The sequence below is a fragment of the Anaerocolumna sp. AGMB13025 genome (assembly GCF_029689925.1).
Lineage (GTDB): Bacteria > Bacillota > Clostridia > Lachnospirales > Lachnospiraceae > Anaerocolumna.
On sequence record NZ_CP121445.1, the window covers coordinates 635,913 to 661,845 of the forward strand.

17 protein-coding genes and 2 riboswitches are annotated in these 25,933 nt (G+C 39.1%); of the genes, 12 read left to right on the forward strand and 5 right to left on the reverse strand.

What is annotated here, in order from left to right; all coding sequences use genetic code 11:
- Window positions 1–41 precede the first annotated feature (41 nt).
- From QA584_RS02715 to asd, 4 genes are all read left to right on the forward strand, one after another.
- Entirely contained in the window at window positions 42–815 is a 774-nt protein-coding gene (locus tag QA584_RS02715; protein ID WP_278272969.1) for a type III pantothenate kinase, read from the forward strand.
- Window positions 816–833: 18 nt separating this feature from the next.
- Window positions 834–1,814 carry a tRNA dihydrouridine synthase DusB gene (gene dusB / locus QA584_RS02720; RefSeq protein WP_278272970.1) on the forward strand — a complete coding sequence of 327 codons (981 nt, stop codon included), beginning with the start codon at window positions 834–836 and terminating at the stop codon, window positions 1,812–1,814.
- A 101-nt stretch (window positions 1,815–1,915) separates the two neighbouring features.
- Complete coding sequence (locus QA584_RS02725) at window positions 1,916–2,383, forward strand: hypothetical protein (RefSeq protein ID WP_278272971.1); 468 nt, start codon at window positions 1,916–1,918, stop codon at window positions 2,381–2,383.
- Between the two features lie 260 nt (window positions 2,384–2,643).
- On the forward strand, window positions 2,644–3,726 hold the full coding sequence (asd, locus tag QA584_RS02730; RefSeq protein WP_278272972.1) for an aspartate-semialdehyde dehydrogenase: 1,083 nt from the start codon (window positions 2,644–2,646) through the stop codon (window positions 3,724–3,726).
- A gap of 178 nt (window positions 3,727–3,904) precedes the next feature.
- On the opposite strand, the gene QA584_RS02735 is transcribed toward asd, so the two are convergent.
- The gene (locus QA584_RS02735; RefSeq protein WP_278272973.1) at window positions 3,905–4,633 is read right to left on the reverse strand and encodes a hypothetical protein; all 729 of its coding nucleotides are present in this window, start codon (window positions 4,631–4,633) and stop codon (window positions 3,905–3,907) included.
- A 344-nt stretch (window positions 4,634–4,977) separates the two neighbouring features.
- Entirely contained in the window at window positions 4,978–6,816 is a 1,839-nt protein-coding gene (locus QA584_RS02740; RefSeq protein WP_278272974.1) for a hypothetical protein, read from the reverse strand.
- A 784-nt stretch (window positions 6,817–7,600) separates the two neighbouring features.
- Between QA584_RS02740 and QA584_RS02745 the strand changes: the two genes are divergently transcribed.
- The 3 genes from QA584_RS02745 (at window position 7,601) to QA584_RS02755 (ending at window position 13,610) form a co-directional block, all read left to right on the forward strand.
- Window positions 7,601–10,039: a GH36-type glycosyl hydrolase domain-containing protein gene (locus QA584_RS02745; protein WP_278272975.1), complete on the forward strand. Its 2,439-nt coding sequence runs from the start codon at window positions 7,601–7,603 to the stop codon at window positions 10,037–10,039.
- 455 nt (window positions 10,040–10,494) lie between these two features.
- A complete protein-coding gene (gene ade / locus QA584_RS02750; protein WP_278272976.1) occupies window positions 10,495–12,342 on the forward strand; it encodes an adenine deaminase in 1,848 nt (615 codons plus the stop codon).
- 641 nt (window positions 12,343–12,983) lie between these two features.
- A complete protein-coding gene (locus QA584_RS02755; RefSeq protein WP_278272977.1) occupies window positions 12,984–13,610 on the forward strand; it encodes an ECF transporter S component in 627 nt (208 codons plus the stop codon).
- A 1-nt stretch (window position 13,611) separates the two neighbouring features.
- Here the strand turns inward: QA584_RS02755 and QA584_RS02760 are convergent, their stop codons facing one another.
- Window positions 13,612–14,067 (reverse strand): YaiI/YqxD family protein, encoded by a 456-nt coding sequence (locus QA584_RS02760; protein ID WP_278272978.1) that lies wholly within the window; start codon window positions 14,065–14,067, stop codon window positions 13,612–13,614.
- A gap of 340 nt (window positions 14,068–14,407) precedes the next feature.
- Window positions 14,408–14,962, reverse strand: a complete 555-nt coding sequence (locus QA584_RS02765; protein ID WP_278272979.1) for a prolyl-tRNA synthetase associated domain-containing protein — start codon at window positions 14,960–14,962, stop codon at window positions 14,408–14,410.
- A gap of 468 nt (window positions 14,963–15,430) precedes the next feature.
- On the opposite strand from QA584_RS02765, the gene QA584_RS02770 reads away from it, so the two are divergent.
- From QA584_RS02770 to QA584_RS02790, 5 genes are all read left to right on the forward strand, one after another.
- Complete coding sequence (locus QA584_RS02770; protein ID WP_278272980.1) at window positions 15,431–17,185, forward strand: ABC transporter ATP-binding protein; 1,755 nt, start codon at window positions 15,431–15,433, stop codon at window positions 17,183–17,185.
- Window positions 17,186–17,322: 137 nt separating this feature from the next.
- The gene (locus tag QA584_RS02775) at window positions 17,323–19,083 is read left to right on the forward strand and encodes an ABC transporter ATP-binding protein (RefSeq protein ID WP_278272981.1); all 1,761 of its coding nucleotides are present in this window, start codon (window positions 17,323–17,325) and stop codon (window positions 19,081–19,083) included.
- Window positions 19,084–19,185: 102 nt separating this feature from the next.
- A riboswitch (NiCo riboswitch) is annotated at window positions 19,186–19,281 on the forward strand.
- A gap of 137 nt (window positions 19,282–19,418) precedes the next feature.
- Window positions 19,419–20,594, forward strand: coding sequence for a cation diffusion facilitator family transporter (locus tag QA584_RS02780; protein ID WP_278272982.1), 1,176 nt, complete (start codon window positions 19,419–19,421; stop codon window positions 20,592–20,594).
- A gap of 83 nt (window positions 20,595–20,677) precedes the next feature.
- Window positions 20,678–20,758: riboswitch (NiCo riboswitch) on the forward strand.
- Window positions 20,759–20,900: 142 nt separating this feature from the next.
- A complete protein-coding gene (locus tag QA584_RS02785; RefSeq protein ID WP_278272983.1) occupies window positions 20,901–23,480 on the forward strand; it encodes a cation-translocating P-type ATPase in 2,580 nt (859 codons plus the stop codon).
- Between the two features lie 235 nt (window positions 23,481–23,715).
- Entirely contained in the window at window positions 23,716–24,666 is a 951-nt protein-coding gene (locus QA584_RS02790; RefSeq protein WP_278272984.1) for a CAP domain-containing protein, read from the forward strand.
- 343 nt (window positions 24,667–25,009) lie between these two features.
- Here the strand turns inward: QA584_RS02790 and QA584_RS02795 are convergent, their stop codons facing one another.
- The gene (locus tag QA584_RS02795; protein WP_278272985.1) at window positions 25,010–25,744 is read right to left on the reverse strand and encodes an ATP-binding protein; all 735 of its coding nucleotides are present in this window, start codon (window positions 25,742–25,744) and stop codon (window positions 25,010–25,012) included.
- Between the last annotated feature and the right edge of the window lie 189 nt (window positions 25,745–25,933).

Consider the following 25,933-nt stretch of genomic DNA (forward strand, 5'->3'; position numbering starts at 1 on the left):
AGTATCCCAGGCTGGTCTGGGATATGCAATGGGTGTAAATTATGTTATTAGTAATAGATGTTGGAAATACCAATATAACTCTGGGGATTTTTAAAGAGGAAGAGTTGGTTGCCAGTTTCAGAATGACGACAAAAACTCCGAGAACTTCAGATGAATATGGTATAACCATATGCGACCTGTTAATTAATAGAAAGGTTGCTGTCGCAGATATTGAGGCGGTTATTATCGCCAGTGTTGTACCGGGAATTATGCATTCTTTAAAAAATAGTATTATAAAATACTTAAACCTTACACCAATTGAAGTTGGAGCCGGCACCAGGACCGGTATAAAAATTGTTACAGCGAATCCGAAAGAAATCGGGGCAGACCGTATTGTGGATGCGGTGGCGGCCTACGATATCTATGGGGGACCCTTAATTGTCATTGATTTTGGAACAGCTACGACTTATGATTTAGTATCCGAAGACGGCTCCTTTTTAGCCGGTGTTACAAGCCCTGGAATCCGTATATCGGCCGACGCGTTATGGAATGAAACAGCAAAACTGCCGGCCATTGAGATTAAGAAACCGGCATCTATTTTAGCGAAAGAGACGATTACCAGTATGCAGGCAGGGCTTGTATACGGCTATATCGGACAAACAGAATATATCGTCAAGAAGATAATTGAGGAATCCGGAATTCAAAATATGAAAGTCATTGCTACCGGCGGGTTGGGTAAAATCATTGCGGAAGCTACTGATGTCATCCAGGTATATGATCCGAATTTAACGCTAAAAGGATTAAAAATCATTTATAGCAAATGTAAAGGGAAATAGATTTAAGGGAGTATGTAAATGAGTTTAAACATTGGTAATGTTAAAATAAACGGCAATTTAATACTGGGTCCCATGGCAGGTGTAACAGACCTGCCATTTCGTATCTTGTGTAAAGAACAGGGTGCCGACTTAATCTACACCGAAATGGTGAGTGCAAAGGGAATACAGTATAACAATAAAAATACGGAAAGTCTTCTTGAAGTTGCGAATGAGGAGCGTCCGGTTTCTCTTCAGCTATTTGGAGCAGATCCTTATATCATGAGTGAAACCGCCAAACGCATTGAAGATCGAAACTTTGATATATTGGATATTAATATGGGCTGCCCGGTACCAAAAGTAGTTAATAATAATGAAGGGTCAGCATTAATGAAGGACCCCGAACTGACCGGCAGAATTATTTATGCCGTTTCTAACGCTATAAAGAAGCCCCTTACAGTAAAAATCCGAAGAGGATTTACCGATACTACTGTAAATGCAGTAGAAATTGCAAAAATAGCGGAAGCAAATGGTGCGGCTGCCATAGCAGTACACGGCAGGACCAGGGAACAGTATTACAGTGGAAAGGCTGACTGGAATATCATAAGGGCTGTGAAAGAAGCGGTATCAGTACCGGTTATCGGTAATGGCGATGTCTTTACACCGGAAGATGCAAAACGTCTATTGGAGGAAACTGGCTGTGACGGTATTATGTTGGCAAGAGGAGCAAGAGGAAACCCCTGGTTATTTAAGCAGGTTAAGGAATACTTAGACAACGGCAGAAGGATAGCTGTTCCGCCAGTGGAGGAAGCAGTGGAAATGATGCTTCGTCATGCCAGGTTAGCAATCTCCTATAAGGGTGAATATATTGGTATACGGGAAATGCGCAAACATGTGGCATGGTATACAACCGGCTATCCCCTGGCAGCTAAATTAAGACAGCATGTCAATGAAATAGAAAGCTACCAGGATTTGGAGGAACTGCTAATGAACTATTTGAATTCCATAAAAGACATAAGGTAAAAGTCTTATTTATGGGCACGTTCATTGACTAATCCCGGAAAAAAGATATAATAGAGATAGGGTAACCGTTGATGGTGTTTTATATCAGAGGAGGCAAACCTATGAAAGATTCCTATAAAATAATTGCTGCTAAGATTAGCGAAGGTGGTAAAATCGGTGAAGCCAAGATGTGTGTACGGTGCAAAAGGATGTTTACCTATCTTGGGTTTGGCCATTATTACTGTCCTATGTGCAAAAAAGCGGATGAAGAAGATTTTGCAAAAGTTAAGAATTATATCTATGATCACGGTACGGCTCCGGCTATGGAAGTTTCAGAGAAAACCGGTATCAGTCTGGAACGGATTAATCATTATCTGCGGGAAGGAAGGCTTGAGATTCCGGAGAATTCCCCTATATTTATAAAATGTGAGATGTGTAACATTGACATACGTTCAGGCAGATTATGTCCGGATTGTGCTTCCAAACTGACACATGCCATGAGAGAGAAGATGGATTTTGATGATGAACAGATTGGTCCTGTACCAAAGAAAATGACTGGGAAAATGAGGTTTCTAACAAAAGAAAAATAGCCAATGAAACAGGGCAGGGAATACCTGTATTCATCAATATTCACAAAAAATGAATATTTAGTAGAAAATAGTTGATTTTTATAAATAAAAATAGTAATATATTTACTACAAAGACATATGTGCGCCGTGTAAATACATAATGATGAAAAGTGTGTATTGGTGCCGTGTATAATATAGTAAGAATATCGGGTAAAGTTGAAAGCAAAACCTTTTCAACATCCTGATTGATAGTGCGATTGAGCGCACAGATCGGAGTTAAGATGAGCAAATTAAGAGTTGGTATCTTGGGTGGTACCGGAATGGTAGGACAACGTTTTATTGCATTATTAGAAAATCATCCCTGGTTCGAGGTTGTAGTAATAGCTGCCAGTCCAAGAAGTGCAGGAAAGACGTATGAAGAAGCGGTCGGTGACAGATGGAAGATGACCACACCAATGCCGGAGGCTGTTAAGAAATTAATTGTAAAAAATGTCAATGAAGTAGAGGCAGTAAGCAGCGAAGTTGATTTCGTATTCAGCGCTGTTGATATGACAAAAGATGAAATTAAAGCAATTGAAGAAGCTTATGCCAAAGCGGAAACACCTGTTGTATCCAATAACAGTGCTCATAGATGGACTCCAGATGTGCCTATGGTGGTACCGGAATTAAATCCGGAACATTTAGAAGTAATTCCTGATCAAAGAAAGCGTTTGGGAACTAAAAGAGGATTTATTGTGGTTAAACCCAACTGTTCGATACAAAGCTATACCCCAGCTCTCCATGCCTTAAGAGAGTTCGGACCTAAAGATGTAGTTGCAACTACCTATCAGGCTATTTCAGGCGCTGGTAAAACATTTAAAGACTGGCCGGATATGATTGATAATGTAATACCTTATATTGGTGGCGAAGAAGAAAAGAGCGAGCAGGAACCCCTTAGAATCTGGGGTAAAGTGATGGACGGTCAGATCGTAAAAGCTACTGCACCGCTTATTACTACACAATGTATCCGTGTACCTGTTTCAGACGGACACACTGCCGCAGTATTTGTAAGTTTTGAAAAGAAACCTACCAAAGATGAGATACTAAAGGCCTGGAAGGAATTTAAAGGTCTGCCTCAGGAACTCAATCTTCCAAGTGCTCCAAAGCAGTTTATTCAATATCTGGAAGAAGATAACCGCCCCCAGGCTAAATTCGACAGGGATTATGAGAATGGTATGGGAGTGTCCTTTGGCAGGTTACGTGAAGATACCGTTTACGATTATAAATTCGTAGGATTATCCCATAATACAGTGCGGGGGGCTGCCGGTGGTGCAGTATTAATTGCAGAATTACTGAAAGCGCAAGGGTATATTGCAGCAAAGTAATAAATTGAATATTCAGTAAGTCAATCAGCCCGGTTAGTATCGCATTATGGATACCTACCCGGGCTGATTGACTGTGCAGGACACTTAATCATATTCAATATAACATATAATTTGTAAAGTATATTCATTAAAGTCTTAAACATTAAACCAATAATAAAAAAGATAAGTCCTAAAAGTATTACTTTAAATCAAAAAGATATTTTATAAATTCAACTGCATTCTGCTTATACTTAGAGTTTACCACAATACCTAACACGGGTCTGTCAATAAGAGTTCCATTGTTATCATAGATCTTTGCACCATCCAGATAAATACCGTAGGGGCTGGTAGCAGGATCATCCTCTGTATCTGAATTATAAAAAGAATTAGCCAGTTTCGTGCAAAGCTCAGTAGGTAGTTCATCGGTTAATTTACTTAAATTGCCAAGATGGGCGTAATTAGCAAAAAATGATTCCGGTGCAATCAATACATCAATTTGACCTGCAAAAAAATACGTGCTTAATTTCTGCTGGACAGACATGGAATATTCGGACACATTACTGTCAGATCCTAAAAAGAATGACGTATCGATCATAATCTCCTGAGTTTTTGGATCAATTCCAAGTTTATTACCGAAGTCTGTCTGAAGGTTCTGTGCAGTTTCGGTATCTATAGCTGAATTAATAACAGCTGCATATAAAACAGGTTCCGGTTTAGGAGTTACTATATTATAAATCAGGTAAATAACTGCGGCTATTACAGCTATGATGACGATGGTAGCTACCCGGTAGTAATTATTAAAATAAGTTATTTTTTCTTTCCAGGTCATTTCACTAAGCTTTTGCTTTTCTGTCTGTTCTTTCCGTGGCTTATATATTTCAGCAGAATCATCAAGGACAGAATCTTTTAATTGATCTTTCTCAACCACAAAGGATCCCTCTTTTCATAAGATATACAGCAATAGATAGAAATACACAATAAACAGTGTTTTTAATTATGCTAGAACTAGTTTACCATAATCAATCGACAAAAAAAAGAAATTAATTCTTAAATATTCATAAAAAAAGAAACAGCGTAAAGCAAAGCAGAGTCTCCGGTATTATTACACGGTTTTTTGTACTATTACAAAGACGGCTGCATGCTTTGCGCTGTTTCATCTAACAATTAATTGTTTTTTTGTATAAACTATTAAAAACTCTGTAGCGTTGTAAATATCCGAACGTAAAATGGATTATTATACAATGATATAGTACCTTTTATGAAACAGGTATTTTAATAATCGGTATTATACAAATAGGATTCTATAAGACTGCTTAAGTCCAGTCCGGTTACATCCTGTACACGGGTAAGGAGACCTTCAAAATCAGCAGTTCCCATGTAGGAATAAATATCATTGTTTCCATCATATACTTCACCGTCGCTAGGAGGAAGCTCAAAATCTTTATATTCCCCTTTTTTACTGGTAATATCAATATCAGCTGCGTCTATTCCGCCGTATAACATCTGGAATTTTATATTTTGCTGATTAGCATCGCCTTTACAGTCAGCTACTAATTCAGCACCCATTAAAAGAGCAGAGGTAAAAGTATATTTACCGTTAATATAACCATTATCCTTGTCAAACTTTGCATTCTCTATAGCAACATTAAGAGAGACAGTAGAGTTATCATTGTTACCTGCAACGACGTCAGAGATGTTAAATACTGCTTTTCCGCTGAAACCAGCAGCAGTAATTGAACCGTCTGCAGAGAAGTCCATTATACTATTACCGTTCTCTTTTATCCAGGCAGTTAACCCGACTTTATTGCCGTTAACAATCAGATAATAACCGGCTCCTGTCGCATCATTGCCTGAGCTTGTGAATTCACGTCCCATGATTTTTCCGTTTTTATCTACATAGACCTTCATATAGACCACATCATCAGAGGAGATGTCAGTAGAGTCGTCTATTTCTTTCATTGCATTATCCACTAAATCTGCATATTCTTCTTTGGTGCAGAATTCTAAAGCAACTAGCAGATTTTTAACATCTTCATCATTTTTAGCTTCTTTTAGAATAGCTGATACAATAGAATTTAAATCTTTTTCAGTAAGTTCAGCAGTTAATTCATTGAAATTGCCTTTTAAGTCGGAGGCTGTTAAACTTACATTCTTTTCTAACTTTACATTACTGATATTATCAATAATAATAGAAGAATATTTCTTTAATATGGTATTCAATGTTTTTGGGGATACCGCATCATTCGTAATAAGTTCCTCTATCTTCTTTGCGTATTCTCTGGAATCATATCCGTACATTGATTCACCGGAATAAGACATAAGATCATCTAAAGAAAATAACAGGTAAGCACTGCTAAGTTCAGGTATATTAGTATATAATTCACTGGTATCTGAATTCAAAAGAGCATTAATGGTAACTAGTGCCTGGTCATTATAGGAAAGACCTACCGTTGTTTTTTCGTTTTTACCCTTAGTGAGGGTAGTGATCTTAGCTTCTACAGACTGAAAATCAGCTAAACCCAGTAAACTGGTAAATTGTTGATTTATTGTGGTTTTAACATTCGCTTCGATTGCATAGCCGGTATTCTGACGCTCCTGATACAAAGCAATATACTTTTCATAAGAGTCTGTTAAATCGTCAATACCTTTATTGATGCCTTGTTTTTCAATGCTTGAATAGTAATCAGCCGGGCTTTTCGTCATTAATGCAATCGTATTTGCTAAAGAGCCCGTTGCAAGAGCAAATATTGCCCCGCCTATAATTACCACTGCGATCAAAACGGCAGCAATTAATTTAGTTTTTGGCTTTTTAGGGGAAACTGGTTCCGGTGCAGTTTCATAACTCTGATCATAAGATGAACGTTCATTCGTTGGCTGCTCATAAGATTGATTATGGGATGCCTGCTCATAGGACGTCTGTCCATAGGGTGACTGATCAAAAGATGGCTTCTCCTCAGTTGCTTCTTCGTCAGTTGCCTGTTCCGTTTGGTTCTCAAAACCTTGACGGAAGTATTCGTTAGGATCGTTATCTGTAGCTTTCTGATTATCTGGCGTGAATGGTTTATTATCAAATTCACTGCCTTCATTTGGATTGTTGTTCATATCTCCCATTTTGAACCTCTTTCTTTTTAGTTGGATTAAACATCTTCAATCTGTGAATATATGTAAGTTCCAGTGTCGTTAATTGAAGAATATAATCGTATTATAATATTCACATAAAAATGGTATCAGATGAACATAATAAAGTCAATTAGAATATCATTAGAAAACCCTTATAATAGGGCGAATGGAAGTAATTGCAGAAACATGGAAGAAATAGGGATGCAGGTGAACGAAAGTGTTTCGTTAGTAAATAAAAGAAGAAATCTTGCATTGTCGAAACATTTCGAAAAAATTATTGTAAAATCAGCGAGGATATGTGTAAATTTTTGTTTATAATACTAGTTGAAATAATTAGGGAATTATTATATAATTATGCCGTGTTATATACTAAATTTTAGTTAAAATATCAAAACATATGTTTTGTACCGTATGAATTCAGAGGTTCTGAATTACATAAATCTGAATATTTTTCTAAATTAAGTTCTTACGAAAATTTTAGTAAAAATGACAGATGAAAAATTTATTAAAAGTTTTTGTAGAACAGGAGATGCCGTGTGAAGAAAAAGGATCTCCACAAATTTGTGAGATGCCACAAAATTGGTATCTCCTTTTAAAGGTTGAAAGAAAATTTAAAAGAGAAAGGATGCCACAATAGGATTCTTTCAAAGGTTGAAAGAAAATTTTAAAAGAGAAAGGATGCCACAATACGATTCTTTCAACTGGTGAAACTAGTTTCGCATTTTATTATGTGGCAGTATCGCAAGCAGACTTGCGATATACAATGGGTGTAAATATGAAATACGGTTTTTTTGACGACGCCAAAAAAGAATATGTAATTACTACGCCAACGACTCCTTACCCATGGATTAACTACTTAGGTTCTCAGGAGTTTTTCTCATTAATATCCAACACCGCCGGAGGATATAGTTTTTATAAGGATGCAAAATTAAGAAGAATTACCCGCTACCGTTATAATAACGTACCTCTGGACTTGGGAGGCGGACGTTATTATTATTTGTATGACAACGGTGATATCTGGTCCCCGGGCTATGCTCCCGCCAAAACGGAATTAGACAGCTATGAATGCCGTCATGGTATGGGCTATACCAAGATTACTGGTAAAAGAAATGAGATAGAAACCGAAGTAACTTTTTTTGTACCCCTAGACTTTAACGGAGAAGTTCATAAAGTGGTTGTAAAAAATACAGGCAGTGCGAAAAAAGAAGTCAAGTTATTTTCCTTTATAGAATGGTGTTTATGGAATGCCCAGGATGATCAGACGAATTTCCAGAGAAACTTTAATACTGGAGAAGTGGAGATTAAAGGCTCTGTTATTTATCATAAAACAGAATATAAAGAACGCAGGGATCATTATGCTTTCTTTTCCGTAAATGCTCCGATTGACGGTTATGATTCTGACAGAGAAAGCTTTTTAGGTACTTATAACGGATTTGAAAAACCCCAGGCGGTTGCGGCCGGAAAATCAAATAACTCGGTTGCTGACGGATGGTCACCTGTTGCGTCCCACAGCCTGGCAGTTACCTTAGAACCCGGTGAAGCAAAAGAATATGTATTTATCTTAGGGTATGTGGAGAATCCCATCGAAGAAAAATGGGAATCAAAGAATGTTATTAATAAGAAAAAAGCGGAAGCAATGATTGCCCAATTTAATGACAGTAAGGCAGTTGATAAAGCCCTTGATGACCTGGCGGCTTATTGGGATGGGCTGTTATCAAAGTATACCATTAAGTCCGCAGACGATAAGTTAAACAGAATGGTTAACATATGGAACCAATATCAATGTATGGTAACCTTTAACTTATCCAGAAGTGCTTCTTATTTTGAATCCGGTATTGGAAGAGGTATGGGTTTCCGTGATTCCAACCAGGATTTATTAGGTTTCCTTCATCAGATACCGGACCGTGCCAGAGAGAGAATTATTGATTTAGCCTCTACCCAGTTAGAGGACGGTGGTGCATATCACCAGTACCAACCCCTTACCAAAAGAGGGAATGATGAAATCGGAGGTAACTTTAATGATGACCCGCTATGGCTTATTCTTGCCGTGGTTGCCTACATTAAGGAAACCGGTGATTACAGTATCTTAGAGGTGATGACACCTTTTGATAATGATGACAGTAAAGCAACTCCCCTTTCTGATCACTTAAAGAGATCCTTTGACCATGTAATTCATAATGTTGGTCCTCATGGTCTGCCTCTTATTGGCAGAGCAGACTGGAATGACTGTCTTAATTTAAACTGCTTTTCCACAGAGCCCGGAGAACCTTTCCAGACTACCACCAGCAAAGACGGCAGGGTGGCGGAATCCGTTATGATAGCAGGTATGTTTGTGTACATCGGTAAGGAATATGAAGTATTAATGGATAAGATCGGCAATAAAGCAGAAGCAAAAAGAGCCGGTTTAGAAGTTGATAAAATGAAAACTGTTATCATGGAACACGGTTTTGACGGCGAATGGTTCTTAAGAGCGTATGATGACTTTGGCAGGAAGGTCGGCAGCAACGAATGCGAAGAAGGAAAGATATTTATCGAATCTCAGGGCTTCTGCGTTATGGGCGGCTGCGGTACGAAAGACGGCAAAGCAATAAAAGCCCTGGATGCGGTTGAAGAAAGACTTGGTACAAAGTACGGTCTTGTCCTTAATAATCCGGCTTTTACAAAATATTATGTAGAGTATGGTGAAATCTCCACCTATCCGGCCGGTTATAAAGAAAATGCAGGTATTTTCTGCCATAACAATGCCTGGATTATGTGTGCGGAAGCTGTTGTGGGCAGGGGAGATAAAGCCTTTGATTATTATACTAGAATAGCTCCGGCTTATACGGAGGAATATAGTGAAATCCACAGAATGGAACCCTATGTATATTCCCAGATGGTAGCCGGTAAGGATGCAAAGAGATTCGGAGAAGCGAAAAACTCTTGGTTAACAGGTACTGCTTCCTGGAATTTTGTAGCCATTACCCAATATATCTTAGGTATTAAACCAGATTATGACGGGCTGATGGTGGACCCTTCCATTCCCACAGCCTGGGATGGTTATGAGATTACCAGACAATTCCGCGGCGATATCTTAAAGATCTCCATTAAGAATCCGAAGCATGTATCCACAGGTGTTGTAAAAATGATGGTAGACGGCAAAGAAGTTGCCGGTAATATTGTTCCTGTTGCAGGAGATGGCGGGGAACATGAAGTTTTAGTAATATTAGGGTAATACAGAGAATACTCAGCAAGGTTGGGTTTTAAATACTTGATAAAATCAGCTTAGTTATTAAGAAAGCAGCAATTATGCGTTTTTCATAAGCATATCATTCTTAGTCTGAATACGTTCATGATTATTTCACGAGGTAAGAAAGTGGTAACAGTCATAAGGAATTGACAGACTTAGAATGAAACGCTTATGAAACCTAGAAACCTGCTCTTAATTAGAATTTCAGCTGATTTTGTCAAGTATTTTTTGTTGGGGCTGTGTAGTTGTTTTTTGTTGTTTTTGAAATAAATTATGGTGGAAATGGTTACTGATATACTAAATCAGATTATTATCTTGGACGAAGCCAGGAGATTTCTTAAATAAATATTAATTCTTGATTTTTTAACTGGGTCATTGTAAATTAATAATAATAATCAGTTAAAGGCATATAATTGAAGTAAAACTTTAAGGAGGAGGCCATGGATAATAGAGAAGAAGCTTCAAAAGACACTGTTTTAGCTGGAGATACCAAAAAACAGCAGAAAAGAATACTGGCAGCCGCGGGGAAAATCCCTCCGGATCTGATTTTACATGGAGGGGGAATATTAAATGTTTTTACCGGTGAAATTGAGTACAGGGACCTTGCTGTATATGACGGTATGATTGCTGGTATCGGACATTATGCGGACCTTGTTAAAGTAGACTGGTATACAAAAATGATTGACTGTACGGGACACATTATATGTCCGGGTTTTATGGATGGGCATATTCATATTGAAAGTTCCATGTTATCCCCTGCTGAATTTGCAGCGGCAGTTATCCCTCACGGAACTACTGCGGTAATAACCGATCCCCATGAAATCGTCAATGTAGCCGGACTGGCTGGACTTGATTATATGCTGCAGGCTTCGGAGGGACTGCCTGTGGATGTTTTTGTAATGCTTCCTTCCTGTGTGCCAGCAACTTCTCTGGATGAGTCCGGTGCAGTATTAATGGCCAGGGATCTGGCGGCTTATATGGAACATGACCGTGTTTTAGGACTTGCTGAGTTAATGGATTTTTACGGTACTGCGGCTGCCAGGGAGGATATTATCGATAAAATAATGCTCACTCAAAAATTCAAAAAGGTGATAGATGGTCATGCTCCAGGTTTAAGTTCCTACGGGTTAAATGCTTATGTCGCAGCCGGTGTTAGCTCTGACCATGAATGTAGTGACCAGGAGGAAGCCCTGGAGAAATTAAGGCGGGGTCAGTGGATTATGATCAGGGAAGGGACTGCTGCCAAAAATATGATGGCGCTGATGCCTTTATTTAAAAAGCCATATTCCAGCCGCTGCATGTTGGTAACGGATGATAAACATCCGGGAGATCTGATAAAACAGGGACATATAGATTACCTGATTAAAAAGGCAGTAAAAAACGGAGCAGATCCCATTACGGCAATTCAGATGGCAACCATTAATACGGCTGCTTATTTTGGGCTTACCGGCAGAGGGGCAGTAGCACCTGGCTATATTGCAGATTTCGTTATCCTAAAGGATTTAGAAAGCATTACCGTAGAAGCAGTTTACAAAAGAGGAAAGTTAGCTGCAGGAAAAGAGATATTTGATAAGTCAAAAGCGGATAAGGCAGATCAGAGCCCAATATCTGTTAAACCCGGTAAAACATATGAGTGGAACAACGGTAAGAGAGATGAGCTGTTAGGAAGTAATAATCAGTCAGGTGTATTTCATTCTTTCCACTTAAAAGAGTTAACTGCTGAAGATTTTTATTGTAATGAATCGGGAAATACAGTAAGGATTATCGAACTGGTACCCGGAGAGCTTTTAACGAAAGAAGTGATTCTTCCCTGTATAGAGAGTTACAAGGATATTGTAAAGTTGGCTGTGATAGAGCGGCATCATAATACTGGTCATATAGGACTTGGATATTTAAAGGGGTATGGTTTAAAATCCGGTGCAATTGCCTCAAGTGTAGCCCATGACTCCCATAACCTGATTGTAGCCGGTACCAATGAGGGAGATATGTGTCTGGCGGCAAATCAGGTAAGCAGAAACCAAGGAGGTTTAGCAATAGCCTTGGAGGGTAAAATAATAGGGGAACTGGCACTTCCCATTGCCGGTCTTATGAGCGGTGATAGTGCGGAACAAGTGGATATAAGCTTAACGAACCTTAAACATATTGCCAGAAGATTAGGTATAAAAGAAGGGATTGACCCCTTTATGACGCTTGCATTCTTAAGTCTGCCTGTTATACCAGAGCTTCGATTAACGACCAAAGGTCTTGCAGATGTTAAGACACAAAAAATCGTGAAAACATGGTTCTAAGGTGTTAAGTCAACCCTTTTTAGATTTTTCACATAAAGCAATTCTAATTATTCAATAAAAGAAACAGATATTAATATTTAAATACATGTTTTAATTTATTCTGTAAATACATGTTTTAATTTATCTGTAAATACATGTTTTAATTTATTCTTGCATTATTATAGGAAATAGGATAATATACAATTACAATTGAATGAAATCAGGAGAATCCTTATAACAAGTTAGGCTTTCGCGAACAAAAAAAGTTCATATAGCTTTCTATTGCACTTAACGTATGTTGAGGCGGTAAGAAAGAGATATCATAAAGCAAGTTATTATAAGGTAAGATCCATATTCCATAAATAGAGTCTTGACCCAGGTTAAAGTATTCGCGGCAGGAACTGGACAATGGTTATATTCAGTATGAAGGGGCTGTAAAGCTAGCTTTTTTATACTGCTTTAATTATTGAGAACACCATAATATGCGCCGCATACAAAGCTAAGGGAATGTCTTGCTTTTTATGCCGGTGCTTTTATTTTTGCTCTGAATACCACATCACAGGAATGCAAATACTTTTTGGGAAAACAAAATTCAAAGGGAGATTGTTCAATTGTCAAATTAACCAATACTTTTATAGATTGGATCAATAGGAGGATGAAATATGAACACGAACAGAAATCAACATACTTTAAAGCTGGTGCAGCTTGGACTTTTTACAGCAATTATACTGCTGATGGCATTTACACCCCTAGGTTATATTAAGACCCCTGGGCTTGAAATCACTCTGCTGGTAGTTCCGGTCACAGTTGGCGCTATACTATTTGGACCAACAGGAGGAGCAATTCTTGGTGGAATATTCGGTCTTACCAGTTTTATTCAGTGCTTTGGAATGAGTGCCTTTGGAGCAGTACTTCTGAATATCAACCCGGTCGGAACTTTTATAGTAACCGTCGTTTCACGTATACTTATGGGGTGGCTTACGGGTCTTTCATTTCACGCTTTCCGCAAATGGAGCGTTACAAAAGGGATACCTTTTGCAGCAGCAAGTTTAGCCGGCCCGTTATTAAATACAGTTTTATTTATGTCGACCCTGATGCTGTTCTTTTATAATACAGACTATATCCAGGGAATCGCCGATGCACTTGGTACCGGCAATATTTTTACATTTGTTATCGCTTTTGTTGGTATTAACGGTCTTATCGAAGCAGCAGTCTGCTTTGTTCTTGGAACGGCCATAGCAAAGGCTGTGGATGTATTCACCAAACGATCGGGGATACAGACAAGATAGTTTATCTTGAGGAATTAGCCATATACCACTGTTCACAAAGAGTAGTGAAGGCGGTCTCAAACCGCTCATCATCTTCTTTGGAACGTTTTTTCATAGAGCTGGTGCGCCCACCAGCTCTTCTTTGCTTTTTGGAAAGATGACGTTCAAACATAAGGAGATCAATATTCTCTTCCGTATAGAATTTGCCGTTCTGATTAATTGCAAAAGCCCGCTTCCCAAGGGCCATAGAAGCAACACCATAATCCTGGGTTACAACGATATCTCCGGAATCCGTCCGGTTAATCAGAGCAATATCCACAGCATCAGGGGCTTTGCTGACCTGAATTATTTTACTATATTCTGATTCCAGGATATGGCTGGTGTCAATAACCATAATTACCGGAATAAAAAACTTCTTGGCGATTCTTTCAATAATTTGTTTCACCGGACAAGCATCTGCATCTACTAAAATCTTCATAGTAAACTCCCATCTGTGCGCCCAGGCGCACGTTAAAATCAGGATGCTGAAAAAGGATTTTTTCAGCGTAACTCCCATCTGTGCGCCCAGGCGCACGTTAAAATCAGGATGCTGAAAAAGGATTTTTCAGCGTAACTCCCATCTGTGCGCCCAGGCGCACGTTAAAATCAGGATGCTGAAAAAGGATTTTTCAGCGTAACTCCCATCTGCAATTACAAATATTATTTGTTATATCAGATAAATTAAAGTTATTGTTATTTAATACTTTCTTCATTATACCAGACTTAGGGGGTTATTATGACTATTTTTATTAAAAAGTTACGGAGGGAAAGAGCTGTAATCAGATAAGATCAACGATAACCGGTTCATGACAGACTGCGGGCAGGAATTTATTAAGTAAATCCTCAACTTTGATTTTAAGGCTTGATGTGTTGATACAGGGATGGCAGCCGATGTATTCCTGATTTAGAACTTCACGGTCTATTAATAACTGCACCCGGTTGTTGCCGTCATTCATTAAACCTAGTACACTTACTGAGCCAGGAGTGATATCAAGGAATTCCTCCATATATTCATGACTGGCAAAAGAAAGTCTGGCAGATTGGATCTGTCTGCTCAAATCAGCAGTTTTGAATTTTTTATTCCCTGGTATCATTAGTAAATAAAACCGGGTTTTCTGGGCATTGCATAAAAACAGGTTTTTGCAGATTTCAATTTCTAAAATTTTTTCAACTTCCAGGCAGGATTCAATCGTAGCAGTAACTCCATGGTCGATGCGGATAAAGGGAATAGTAAGGTGCTCCAGTAAATCATAAACCTTGATCTCTTTCCTGAGCCTTCCGTCAGAATTTGGTCTTTTCGTATATAGAGTTGGATCGATATATAAGTCAGGCATATGAACCTCCTTTGTATTGAAAGCGGTAAAAAAAAAATTATAATCTAACATCAGCCGATTGTATGTCTTTGTAATTGATTATAAGGAGCAGATTATAAGGAACAGATCATAAAATCAGATTATGAAACTATTGTTCTTTAATAGCCGGCTCCATAACTATATTCTCAAAAGGACCCCCATGGGGTTAATAGGTTCGAATACACAATAACTATTTATATAATACTTATAATGAATTTTCCCTGCATCTTGAGTAATTAAAAAGACGGTCTGCTGATAAACACTAATTTTTCCAGAATAGTATATAGGATACGCAGCGGTAATGCAAGATACTTAATTAAATTTCACTGTAATTATTACCACAAGAAATTTAACATAGAAATCAGCCTAATTATGTATTGAAAAATATATGGAAATCATGGATAATAAAAAGATGTAAAAAAATCTGGAAATCTGGGTAGGGAGTTAGGTATGAAAGAAAAAAATAGTATTGGTAAGTATTTAGGACGGTACAAATGGAAATATTTCCTCGGAATAATGACCTTATTTATCGTGGATTTTATGAATTTGTACATACCACAGTTCACCGGGGAAATTACGGATGGTTTAAAAAGCCAGACCATGGATATGAAAGGTGTACTTCAGGGAATTATTAAGATTGTACTGGTAGGTATTGTTCTTACTGTGGGGAGATTCAGCTGGCGTTACTTTATCTTCGGTTCCGCCAGATCAATTGAATATGACCTGCGAAATGACTTATTTGCCCATCTGGAGAAACTGTCCATGGGCTATTATAATAAGAATAAAACCGGAGATTTGATGGCTCACTTTACCAATGACCTGAACGCAATCCGAATGTCGGCAGGACCGGCGGTTATAACCTCCTTTGATGCCTGTATTATGACTCTTATGGTGTTAACAAAGATGATACTCTATGTCAATATGAAGCTAACTTTTCTGGCAGTCATCCCTTTAATTTTTATCGCAATAGGGGGAGTTTATTATGGACGATCGGCGGAAAAAAGATTTGCCGAAAAACAGAAAGCTTTCTCTGATTTAACGGATCAGGTACAGGAAAGTATCTCCGGTATCCGTGTGGTTAAGGCATTTGTACAGGAACGGCAGGAACAAAAAGCCTTTGCAAAAGCAAACCAGGATAATAAAGATAAGAATATGCAAGTAGTAAAATTGCAGGCAGCGGTTATGCCGCTCCTTGATGTGGTAATAGGACTCTCCAGTTTAATCACTCTTCTTTACGGAGGGTATTTAACCATTAATGGAACCATTACGTTAGGAAGGTTTGTGGCGTTTAATCAATATATCGGAATGCTGGTCTGGCCTATGATTGCGGCTGGGGATAGTGTTACCTTCTTTTCCCAGGGGGCAGCTTCGATTAAGCGGATAAAAAGTATATTTAAGCAGACACCGGAAGTTTATGATGTGGCCGGTGAAACAGATGATACAATAAAATATTTGGAGGGTGCCATTGAATTCTCTGGTCTTAACTTTAAATTTACTCAAGAAACCCCAGAGGTTCTTAAAAATATCACTTTAAAAGTAGAAAAGGGCAGCACCTTAGCAATTCTTGGACGGACCGGCAGCGGGAAAACCGCTCTGGCAAATCTTTTGCTGCGCCTGTATAATGTAAATCCCGGAATGATTGCGATAGACGGACAGGATATCCGTAAGGTTCCTCTTAAAGTTTTAAGAGAAAATATTGCTTATGTTCCACAGGATAATTTTCTCTTTTCAGATACACTAAAGAATAATATTGCGTTTGGAGCGGAAGATAACGATATCAATCTGGTGCAAAAAGCGGCAGAAGAAGCCTGTATCCATGATAATATCATGGAGTTCCCTGCCGGTTATGATACCCTGGTAGGGGAAAGAGGCGTGACAATATCCGGCGGACAAAAACAAAGAAGTTCCATTGCCAGAGCATTAATGAAAGACGCTCCGATCCTGATTTTAGATGATTCCCTGTCAGCGGTGGATACAAACACCGAAGAAGAGATTCTTAAAAGGCTGAAAACCAACAGGGAAGGGAAAACTACCATTATCATAGCCCACCGTATCTCTACAATCCAGAATGCAGATCAAATTCTGGTTTTAGAAGAAGGCAGTATGGCGGAATACGGAACCCATGAGGAGTTATTGCACAGGCAGGGAATTTATGCAAAAATGTATGAAAAACAGCAGTTGGAAAAACAGCTGGAAGCAGTATAGACAGCAGTGGGCAGTGTTATGATGCAGGAAGAAGCTGCAGTAAGACAGGAAGGCTTAATGGTTGAAAGAAATAATATAGAAAGGATGCCATACAAAGCTTCTTTCAACCTATCATATGGCATGCAATGGAAATAATAATGGAAGATAATAAGGAATGGAATGAGTACCAATCCAGAAAGGGCAGTGTCCTAAAAAGGCTGATGGCATATGTAAAACCCTACTGGCATTGGATGGGTTTTTCCTTTCTATTAGTGTTGTGCATTACCGGCTTCGAGCTCTACCGCCCTATTCTGGTAGGAAGAGCCATTGATGAATTTGTAGGTTCCGGTGACTTTAACCGGGTAAAAAAGATTGCTCTTACTTATCTGGTGGTGTTAATCGGAAGTTTTATCTGTAATGCTTTGCAGACCTGGATCTTACAGCTTACGGGACAGAGCATAATTTATAATATCAGACAGGAAGTGTTTGAACATGTACATAAATTATCCCTCCGGTTTTTTGATATTACACCGGTTGGACGGATTGTAACCAGAATAACCAATGATGTGGAAGCTTTAAACGAAATGTACGCCAATATTTTGGTCAAATTATTTAAGAATTCCATTAAGATCATCGGTCTGGCGGCGGTCATGTTAACCATAGATTTTAAACTGTCTTTATATGCTTTTCTCATGCTGCCTTTCATCATTGGTCTGACCGTATTATTTAAGTTCATATCAAGAAAGACTTACCGGGTGGTAAGGACTAGGATAACTGCAATCAACACCTATTTATCCGAGCATATCTCCGGGATGAAATTAATTCAGATCTTTGCCAGAGAAAAAGAAAAATATGAAGAATTCCGACAGAAAAACACGGAGCTATTTAAGGCCAATTTCAAGGAAATGATGGTATTTGCCATATTTAGACCGTTAATCTATATCCTCTCCATAATATCCTTAGTTACTATTATTGGAGTAGGTGGCGATGCGGTGTTAAAAGGTGCTATCTCCATTGGTACCTTATATATTTTTATCCAGTATATCGGCTCCTTCTTTGAACCAATCCAGGAACTGGCTGAGCAACTGGGGACACTTCAATCAGCAATGGCTTCCGCAGAAAAAATATTTACTATTCTGGATGAAGAGCCCCTGATTGTCAATGCAGACAAGCCAAAGAATTTACCCGGAGTTAAGGGCTGTATTAAGTTCGATCATGTCTGGTTTGCATATGAAGGGGAGAACTGGATCCTTAAGGATGTAAGCTTTGTAATCGAGTCCGGTCAGCGGGCTGCCTTTGTGGGAGCTACCGGTGCAGGCAAGTCCTCCATTTTAAACCTTATCGGAAGATATTATGATATCCAGCGGGGAAGAATAACCATAGACGGGGTGGATATCAGGGAATTAAGCACGGATCAGCTAAGAGGTGCTATCGGGCAGGTACAGCAGGAGGTATTTATTTTTACTGGTGATATTAAGAGTAATATACGTCTAAAAAACGATGAGATAACGGATGAGAAAGTAAAACAGGCAGCAGCTTATGTCAACGCGGCAGGTTTTATTGAGAATTTAAATCATACCTATGAAGAAGCCGTAACGGAACGGGGAGCTACTTTATCCGCAGGACAGAGGCAGTTATTATCCTTTGCCAGAACCCTGGCGTATGATCCGGCTATCCTGGTTATGGACGAAGCAACTGCCAATATTGATACGGAAACCGAACAGATCATACAGGATGCGCTGGAAAAGTTAATGACTGGGAGGACTACCATTATGGTTGCTCACAGGCTTTCAACCATACAGCACGCAGATAAAATTCTGGTTATGCATAAAGGGGAAGTACGGGAAACAGGAACTCATCAGGAATTATTAAACTTTGGGGGTATTTATAAGAAGTTATATGAACTCCAGCTGCAATAGATTGAGATAAGAGGGAAGCGTTGCCAGAGTACAATATTGATTGACAAATAAGCCCAGCTATATTATAATTCAAGAAATATCACTTTGCACTGCATATAAGCTACAGTACAAACTGAGCAGGCGATGAATCGTACCGATTCATAGGGCTGGGCTGAATTTTTCGGCAACAGATGAATACGATGCATCTGTGGGACAGTAGTATGTTCCATAGGTGTTTTTTTTATCGTATAGGAACGTTCGTCCTATTCGAATATGGATGTGTATTCGTGGAGAGGATATGGATTGTCCGCATTCTTTTTCAGTTTATTGAAAATAATAACCCCAGGAGGAGTTATATGACTCAATTATTAGTAAAATTATTTGTAAAAAATTACAATGAAACAGATAAATCCAGAGTCCGGACTGCCTATGGAGTACTCTCAAGCATTGTCGGTATTATCTGCAATACTGTGTTATTCGGCGTAAAAATTACGATTGGTCTGGTAATTAACAGTATATCCGTTATGGCAGATGCTTTTAACAACTTATCAGACGCAGCGTCCTCTATCATCGGTCTGGTAGGAGTTAAACTGGCAGAACGCCCGGCGGATAAGGAACATCCCTTCGGTCACGGAAGATTTGAGTATATTGCTGCCTTTGCAGTATCCTTTTTAATCTTACAGGTGGGCATCTCCTGTTTTAAAAGTTCCTTTACCAAAATACTACATCCGTCAGCCGCTGGCTTTAACTGGGTATTAATCGGAATTCTGGTGTTATCCGTATTCTTAAAGCTATGGCTTTCGGTCTTTAACCGGAAACTGGGCAGACGAATTAACTCCAATGTAATGAAAGCTACGGCAACGGATGCACTTGGAGATGTGATGATAACCACGACAACTATTGCTTCTATCATCATCGGGAAATTAACCGGACTAAAAGTAGACGGCTGGATGGGAGCGGTTGTATCGGTCTTTGTATTACTGGCAGGCATTAATATTGCAAAAGAGACTTTAGAACCTCTTCTTGGAGAAGCCGTGGACAGAGAGGTTTATGAAACCATAACAAAAAAGGTGGAGAGTTATGAAGGAATTGTTGGAAGCCATGACCTGATTGTACACAACTATGGACCCTCCCATACCATGGCAACCATCCATGCGGAAGTTCCCAACAATGTCAATCTGGAGGTCGCTCATGAAACCATAGACCGGATTGAACGGGATGTCTTGCGGGAAATGGGAATATTTCTAGTAATCCATATGGATCCCATTGAAATTAATGATCAGAAGGTGGTTGAAAAGAAAAAGGAAGTGATTATGACAATTAAAGAGCTGGAACCCAAAGCCACCATTCATGATTTTCGTATGATAAACGGGGAGGAACATATTAATCTGATTTTTGACTTGGTAGTACCCTTTTCTTATAAGGAACACCAGGAGGAGGAACTGCTGTTACAGATTGAAAAGGCTCTTAAAACATTAGATGATAGATATCAGGTTGTAATAACCATTGAAAATAGTTATATAGCTGAGTAACCAAACATACAGCTTATGAATATAGTGATAGTATATTATTCATTCTCTTTGCACTGCAAAAACGCAAGTAAACGCGTATATCTACAGTACAAACTGATCAGGCCGTATTTTTTTTGGAGCCGGGCTGTTATACAGCAGCGGGTTTTAACACCTGCGGGACAGTAGTTTACTACATGTGTCCCGCAGGTGTTTTTTGTTGTTTGCCAGATATCTTCTAAATGGATATAGGGTATGAGCAAAAAGCTTTGGTGTGACACAGAGTAAGTGACCTTTGCCGGAAAAGAGAGCTATATTGGAGGGCTTTTTGTGAATCGCTTAAAAGTTACAGAAATAGAAGGAAAGGAAAAAGGATTAACAACGGAAGAAGTCATTGAATTACAAAAAAAGTATGGCAAAAATGAAATTATTACCGAACATAAAAAATTACTGATACAAAGGATCGGCACAGCCTTAGCGGAACCGATATTTTTACTTCTTATCCTGGCTTCCCTGATTTATTTCCTGTTGGGTGAGGCAAAGGATGGAAGTATAATGCTTCTTTTTGTCTTTGGCATTGTCATTATGGATGTGGCACAGGAATGGAAAACGGATAAAGCCTTACATGCTTTAAAAAACCTGTCACAGCCCTTGGTATCAACTGTCCGTAACGGTGAAGTCATTCAGGTATACAGCATGGAGCTGGTACCAGGAGATATTATACTGGCCAATGAAGGCTGCAGGATACCCGCAGACGGCTATGTATTATCTTCCCACGATTTTTGTATGGATGAGAGCTTATTGACTGGAGAGGCAGGAGAAGTATGGAAGATTCCGACAGCGGGAGCAGCTAAGAAGAAGGAACCGTTGGAAGTAACCCTGGAATCCGTCCATTATACAAAGCCGGACTATTGCTATGCAGGAACCATGGTAATTCAGGGCAATGCGGTTATTTCTATTGATAAGACAGGGAATGAAACGGCTTATGGTAAAATTGGGCTAAACTTAGCAGAGATAAAACCCAAGGTAACGCCGTTGCAAAAACAGATGAAGGAACTTACCGGTTCTTGTACCGTAATTGCAATATTCCTGCTTTTTCTGGTTAGTCTGTTCACTTACTTTAATCTAAAGGATTATGATCTTTTAGACCGGGTCATACAGAGTCTATTAGCCGGAATAGTTCTTACATTATCCATGATACCGGCAGAATTTCCAGTAATCCTTACCGTTTTTTTATCTATGGGTGCTTTCAGACTTATGAAAAAGCATGCCTTAGTCAGAAGACTGACGGCGGTAGAGACTCTGGGAGCGGTATCTGTAATCTGTGTGGATAAAACGGGAACCATAACAAAAAACCAAATGACGGTTCAAGAGACATACCAATATGATTGCAGCGAAATCCACCTGGCCCAGATTGCTGGTATGGCCTGTGACGATACGCCCCATGACCCCATGGAAATGGCAATTATATCGTATTGTAATCAACTGGGGTTGGGTAAAGAAGAAGTATTTGGCGGCAGTTTCTTAAAAGGTTATCCCTTTACCCAGGAGTGTAAAACCATGACCCATGCCTGGAATCTGGCAGGAAAAATCCTCCTGGCAGCAAAGGGGTCACCGGAATGGCTCTTGGATCATTGTACCTTAACCGGTACAGAACGGGTCTTTGTGGAAGAACGAATGAAGCACATGTTTAAAAAAGGGCTGCGGGTTCTTGGTATAGGAGTTATGGAATTAAAAGATGAGAACAGTATTCCGGATCAGCTTCACACCTGTACGTTTACCTTCTTAGGACTGCTTGGTCTTAAGGACCCTCCCAAGGATACCATTATAGAGGATATGAAACGATGCAGGGAAGCTGGAATACGGGTAATAATGATAACAGGAGATAATGGGGATACGGCAGCATCCATCGCAGAACAAATCGATTTTGGCGGTAACCTGATTCCTGTAAATGGAAGAGAATTAGAGCAGCTATCAGACTCTGAATTACGGGAAACCGTAAAAAAAGTTAATATATTCTCAAGAGTAGTACCAGAGCAGAAACTGCGTATTGTAAAAGCCATTAAGGAAAATGGTGAGATTACTGCAATGACCGGTGATGGTGTGAATGATGCCCCAGCCTTAAAATATGCGGATATCGGAATCGCCATGGGTCTTAGGGGTTCTGAGGTAACCAGGGAAGCGGCCGATTTAGTACTCTTAGATGACAATTTCTCCACTATTTTGGATTCCGTGGAGGACGGAAGAAGGATTTATCAAAATATCCGTAAAGCAATTGGTTATGTATTTACCATCCATATACCCATTGCCTTAATCTGCCTGTTTGGTCCTTTGCTTCATGTCCTGCCGGACCGGCTGATGTTGCTGCCGCTCCATGTGGTTTTACTGGAACTGATTATGAATCCAACCTGTGCGGCAGCAATAGAGCGGCAGCCGGGAGAATATGATACTATGAAAAAGAGCCCGAGAAATTCTCAAGAAAAGTTATTGAAAAAAGGTATCCTGCTTAAAAGTGCAGTCCAGGGAATTGCAATTTTTATCAGCTCTTTTGGAAGTTATTACGGATTTCTTCTAAGGAATCCAGACCGCCCGGATACTGCCAGAACCATTGGGCTTAGTATACTTATCCTATCCAATCTGTTATTAATTCCTGTGAATACCTCGGAAAAAGAATCTGCCTTAAAAGCTCTATGGCAGTTCAGAAAAGAAAAAGGTATCGTCTTTGTCCTGCTCACTACCTTCTGTTTACTCGTATTAATAATATACAGTCCATTGCACAAGGTTTTAAAGCTGAATCAGCTAAGTATGGCACAGTTCTTATATACTGTAATAGCAGCTTTTTTCTTCGTATTTTGGTATGAAATCGTAAAAAAGTTAAAAAGGTATAGCTTCATAAGAAAAGATAAGTAAAGCCAGTTTATTGATAGAAATTTTTCAGGGGTTACCCTGTAAGAAATGCAGGCAGGCGAAAGGTTTTAGGTGCTTATATAGCCGAAGACTTTTCGTCCATTCTGTATATTTTACAGGGCGTTTTATTGGATATACTTGTGATGATTACCAATAACTAGTGGTTGAATAAGCATATTTATTATGTTAACCTTAGTGCGTAACTTAGTTGTAGATAGCAGATAGGAGGACATATCGAATGAAAAAAACTTTAGTAACTTCCATGATCACGTTAACGTTAGTATCATCAACATTATTTGGAGGAAACCTGAGGGCTTTCGATGTTAACAACACAGCAGTAGCTGCTGCGGCCACTACAAAAAGCATTACGAATTGTAAACCAACCGTTAGTGTCAAAAGTACAACAGCTACCACTGCAAATCTTAACATTAGTAAAGTAAGTGGAGCAGATTGCTACAATGTATACAGAGCTACTTCCCCGGATGGGTCTTATAAATGTGTTGGTACTACAAAGTCTACTAGTTATAAAGATACCGGCTTAAAAGCAAATAAGGCTTATTACTATAAAGTAAAAGCCTGCGACAAAGTAAACGGTAAAACTCTTGGAAGCAAGTTATCAAAGCAGGTAAAGGCAATCCCATGTAACAACGGAACGAAAACAATTGTATTAAATTCCTGTCCCAGCAATACCGATGTTAATTCAATTATCCAAAACGCTTTAAAGGGTACGACAACTACTAAGACACCGACAAAAACCCCTACCCCTACAAAAACCCCGACTAAAACAACGACACCATCTAACACAAGTACCAGTGACTCAAGCTTTGCTAATCAGGTTCTTAAACTTGTTAACGCAGAACGTGCAAAAGGCGGAGTATCCGCACTTACCATGTCCTCTCAGTTAACTGCACCGGCTAATAAACGTGCGAAAGAAATCGTACAGCAATTCTCTCATACCAGACCAAACGGAACTCAGTGGTCAACCGTATTGGATGAGTTTAACGTAAGTGTAAGCGCAGCCGGCGAAAACCTTGCCTATGGTTATAATACTCCCGAAGCAGTTGTAGAAGGCTGGATGAACTCTCCGGGACACAGAGCTAACATTATGAATCCGAATTTCCACAAGATTGGTATTGGTGTCTATAATAATAACGGAACGGTTTATTGCACCCAGTTATTCTCTAATTAGTGTGGAATAACCACGGATAAATTCAGACTAAATTACCTAACAGATAAACTACGGTAGATAGATACAATAGAGATATGTATTATTACAGACAGAATAGTGATTTATCAATAGAATAGATGTATGGAAGAGAGTGTTGAAAATCGCCCCAGTGGTTAAATTCGCAGCGCTCTCTTTCATTTTATTTTGTAATATCCTAAGCGATCTGCTAATTATCGGGAAGCGAAGTACTAGTACTTCGCTGTATGTTCTGATATGTAAAAAAGGCTATCGTACTTATAGTGATATACTCCCCCATAAGAGGACACTATACTATCCGACAGCCTATCTAAAGTATTTAATTTAATTATTCAACAATAGACCCATCTGTTGAGATGGTTACTACTTGCCAGGGTATCATTTTACCGCTGTTAATCAGAGCGGTCTTTACTGCATTTACAATTCCGCCGCAGCAGGGAACAATCATACGGACTACGGTAATACTCTTGATCTCATTATACATAAGGATTTCAGTAAGCTTTTCAGAATAGTCTCCTTCATCCAGCTTAGGGCAGCCAATTAAGGTAATTCTGTTTTTAATGAATTCATTATGGAAGTCACCATAAGCAAAAGCGGTACAATCTGCTGCAACTAAAAGGTTGGCACCATCAAAATAAGGTGCATTCACAGGTACCAGCTTAATCTGTACAGGCCATTGGTTTAACATGGACTGAGGTACCTCTGATGGAATAGTAACCTTCTGTGTAGGAATCTCTCTTTGAATCATTCTGGACTGGGATCCGGGACAGCCGGAAAACTGGGGAGCGGTTCTCTGTACTTGCGGCTCTTCTTTTATCATGTTCTTTTTCTCCATATTCTTTTTGACTTCTTCCTCGTTATAATCAAGGGCTTCCCTTTCTTCAAAGGTAATTGCATTCACTGGGCAAACCGGCAGGCAGTTGCCAAGACCGTCGCAATAATCATCACGGAGCAGTACTGCTTTGCCATTCACTAATCCAATAGCACCTTCATGACAGGCATCTACGCATAAACCGCAGCCGTTGCAGGCTTCTTTATCAATCGTTATAATTTGTCTCTTCATATATAAGCTCCTTTTATAAAGTAGTAGGGTTTCTAGGTTCTTGATTTTTTCTTCATGTAGTAATCATATAGTAAAATCAATATAAAATCGGTTGCATTTGCAACAAATATCAATTAAAATATAAAATGAAATAAAATATATAATAAAATTATTCAAACTTCTCAGTTAATAAACTTAAAAACACTTTAT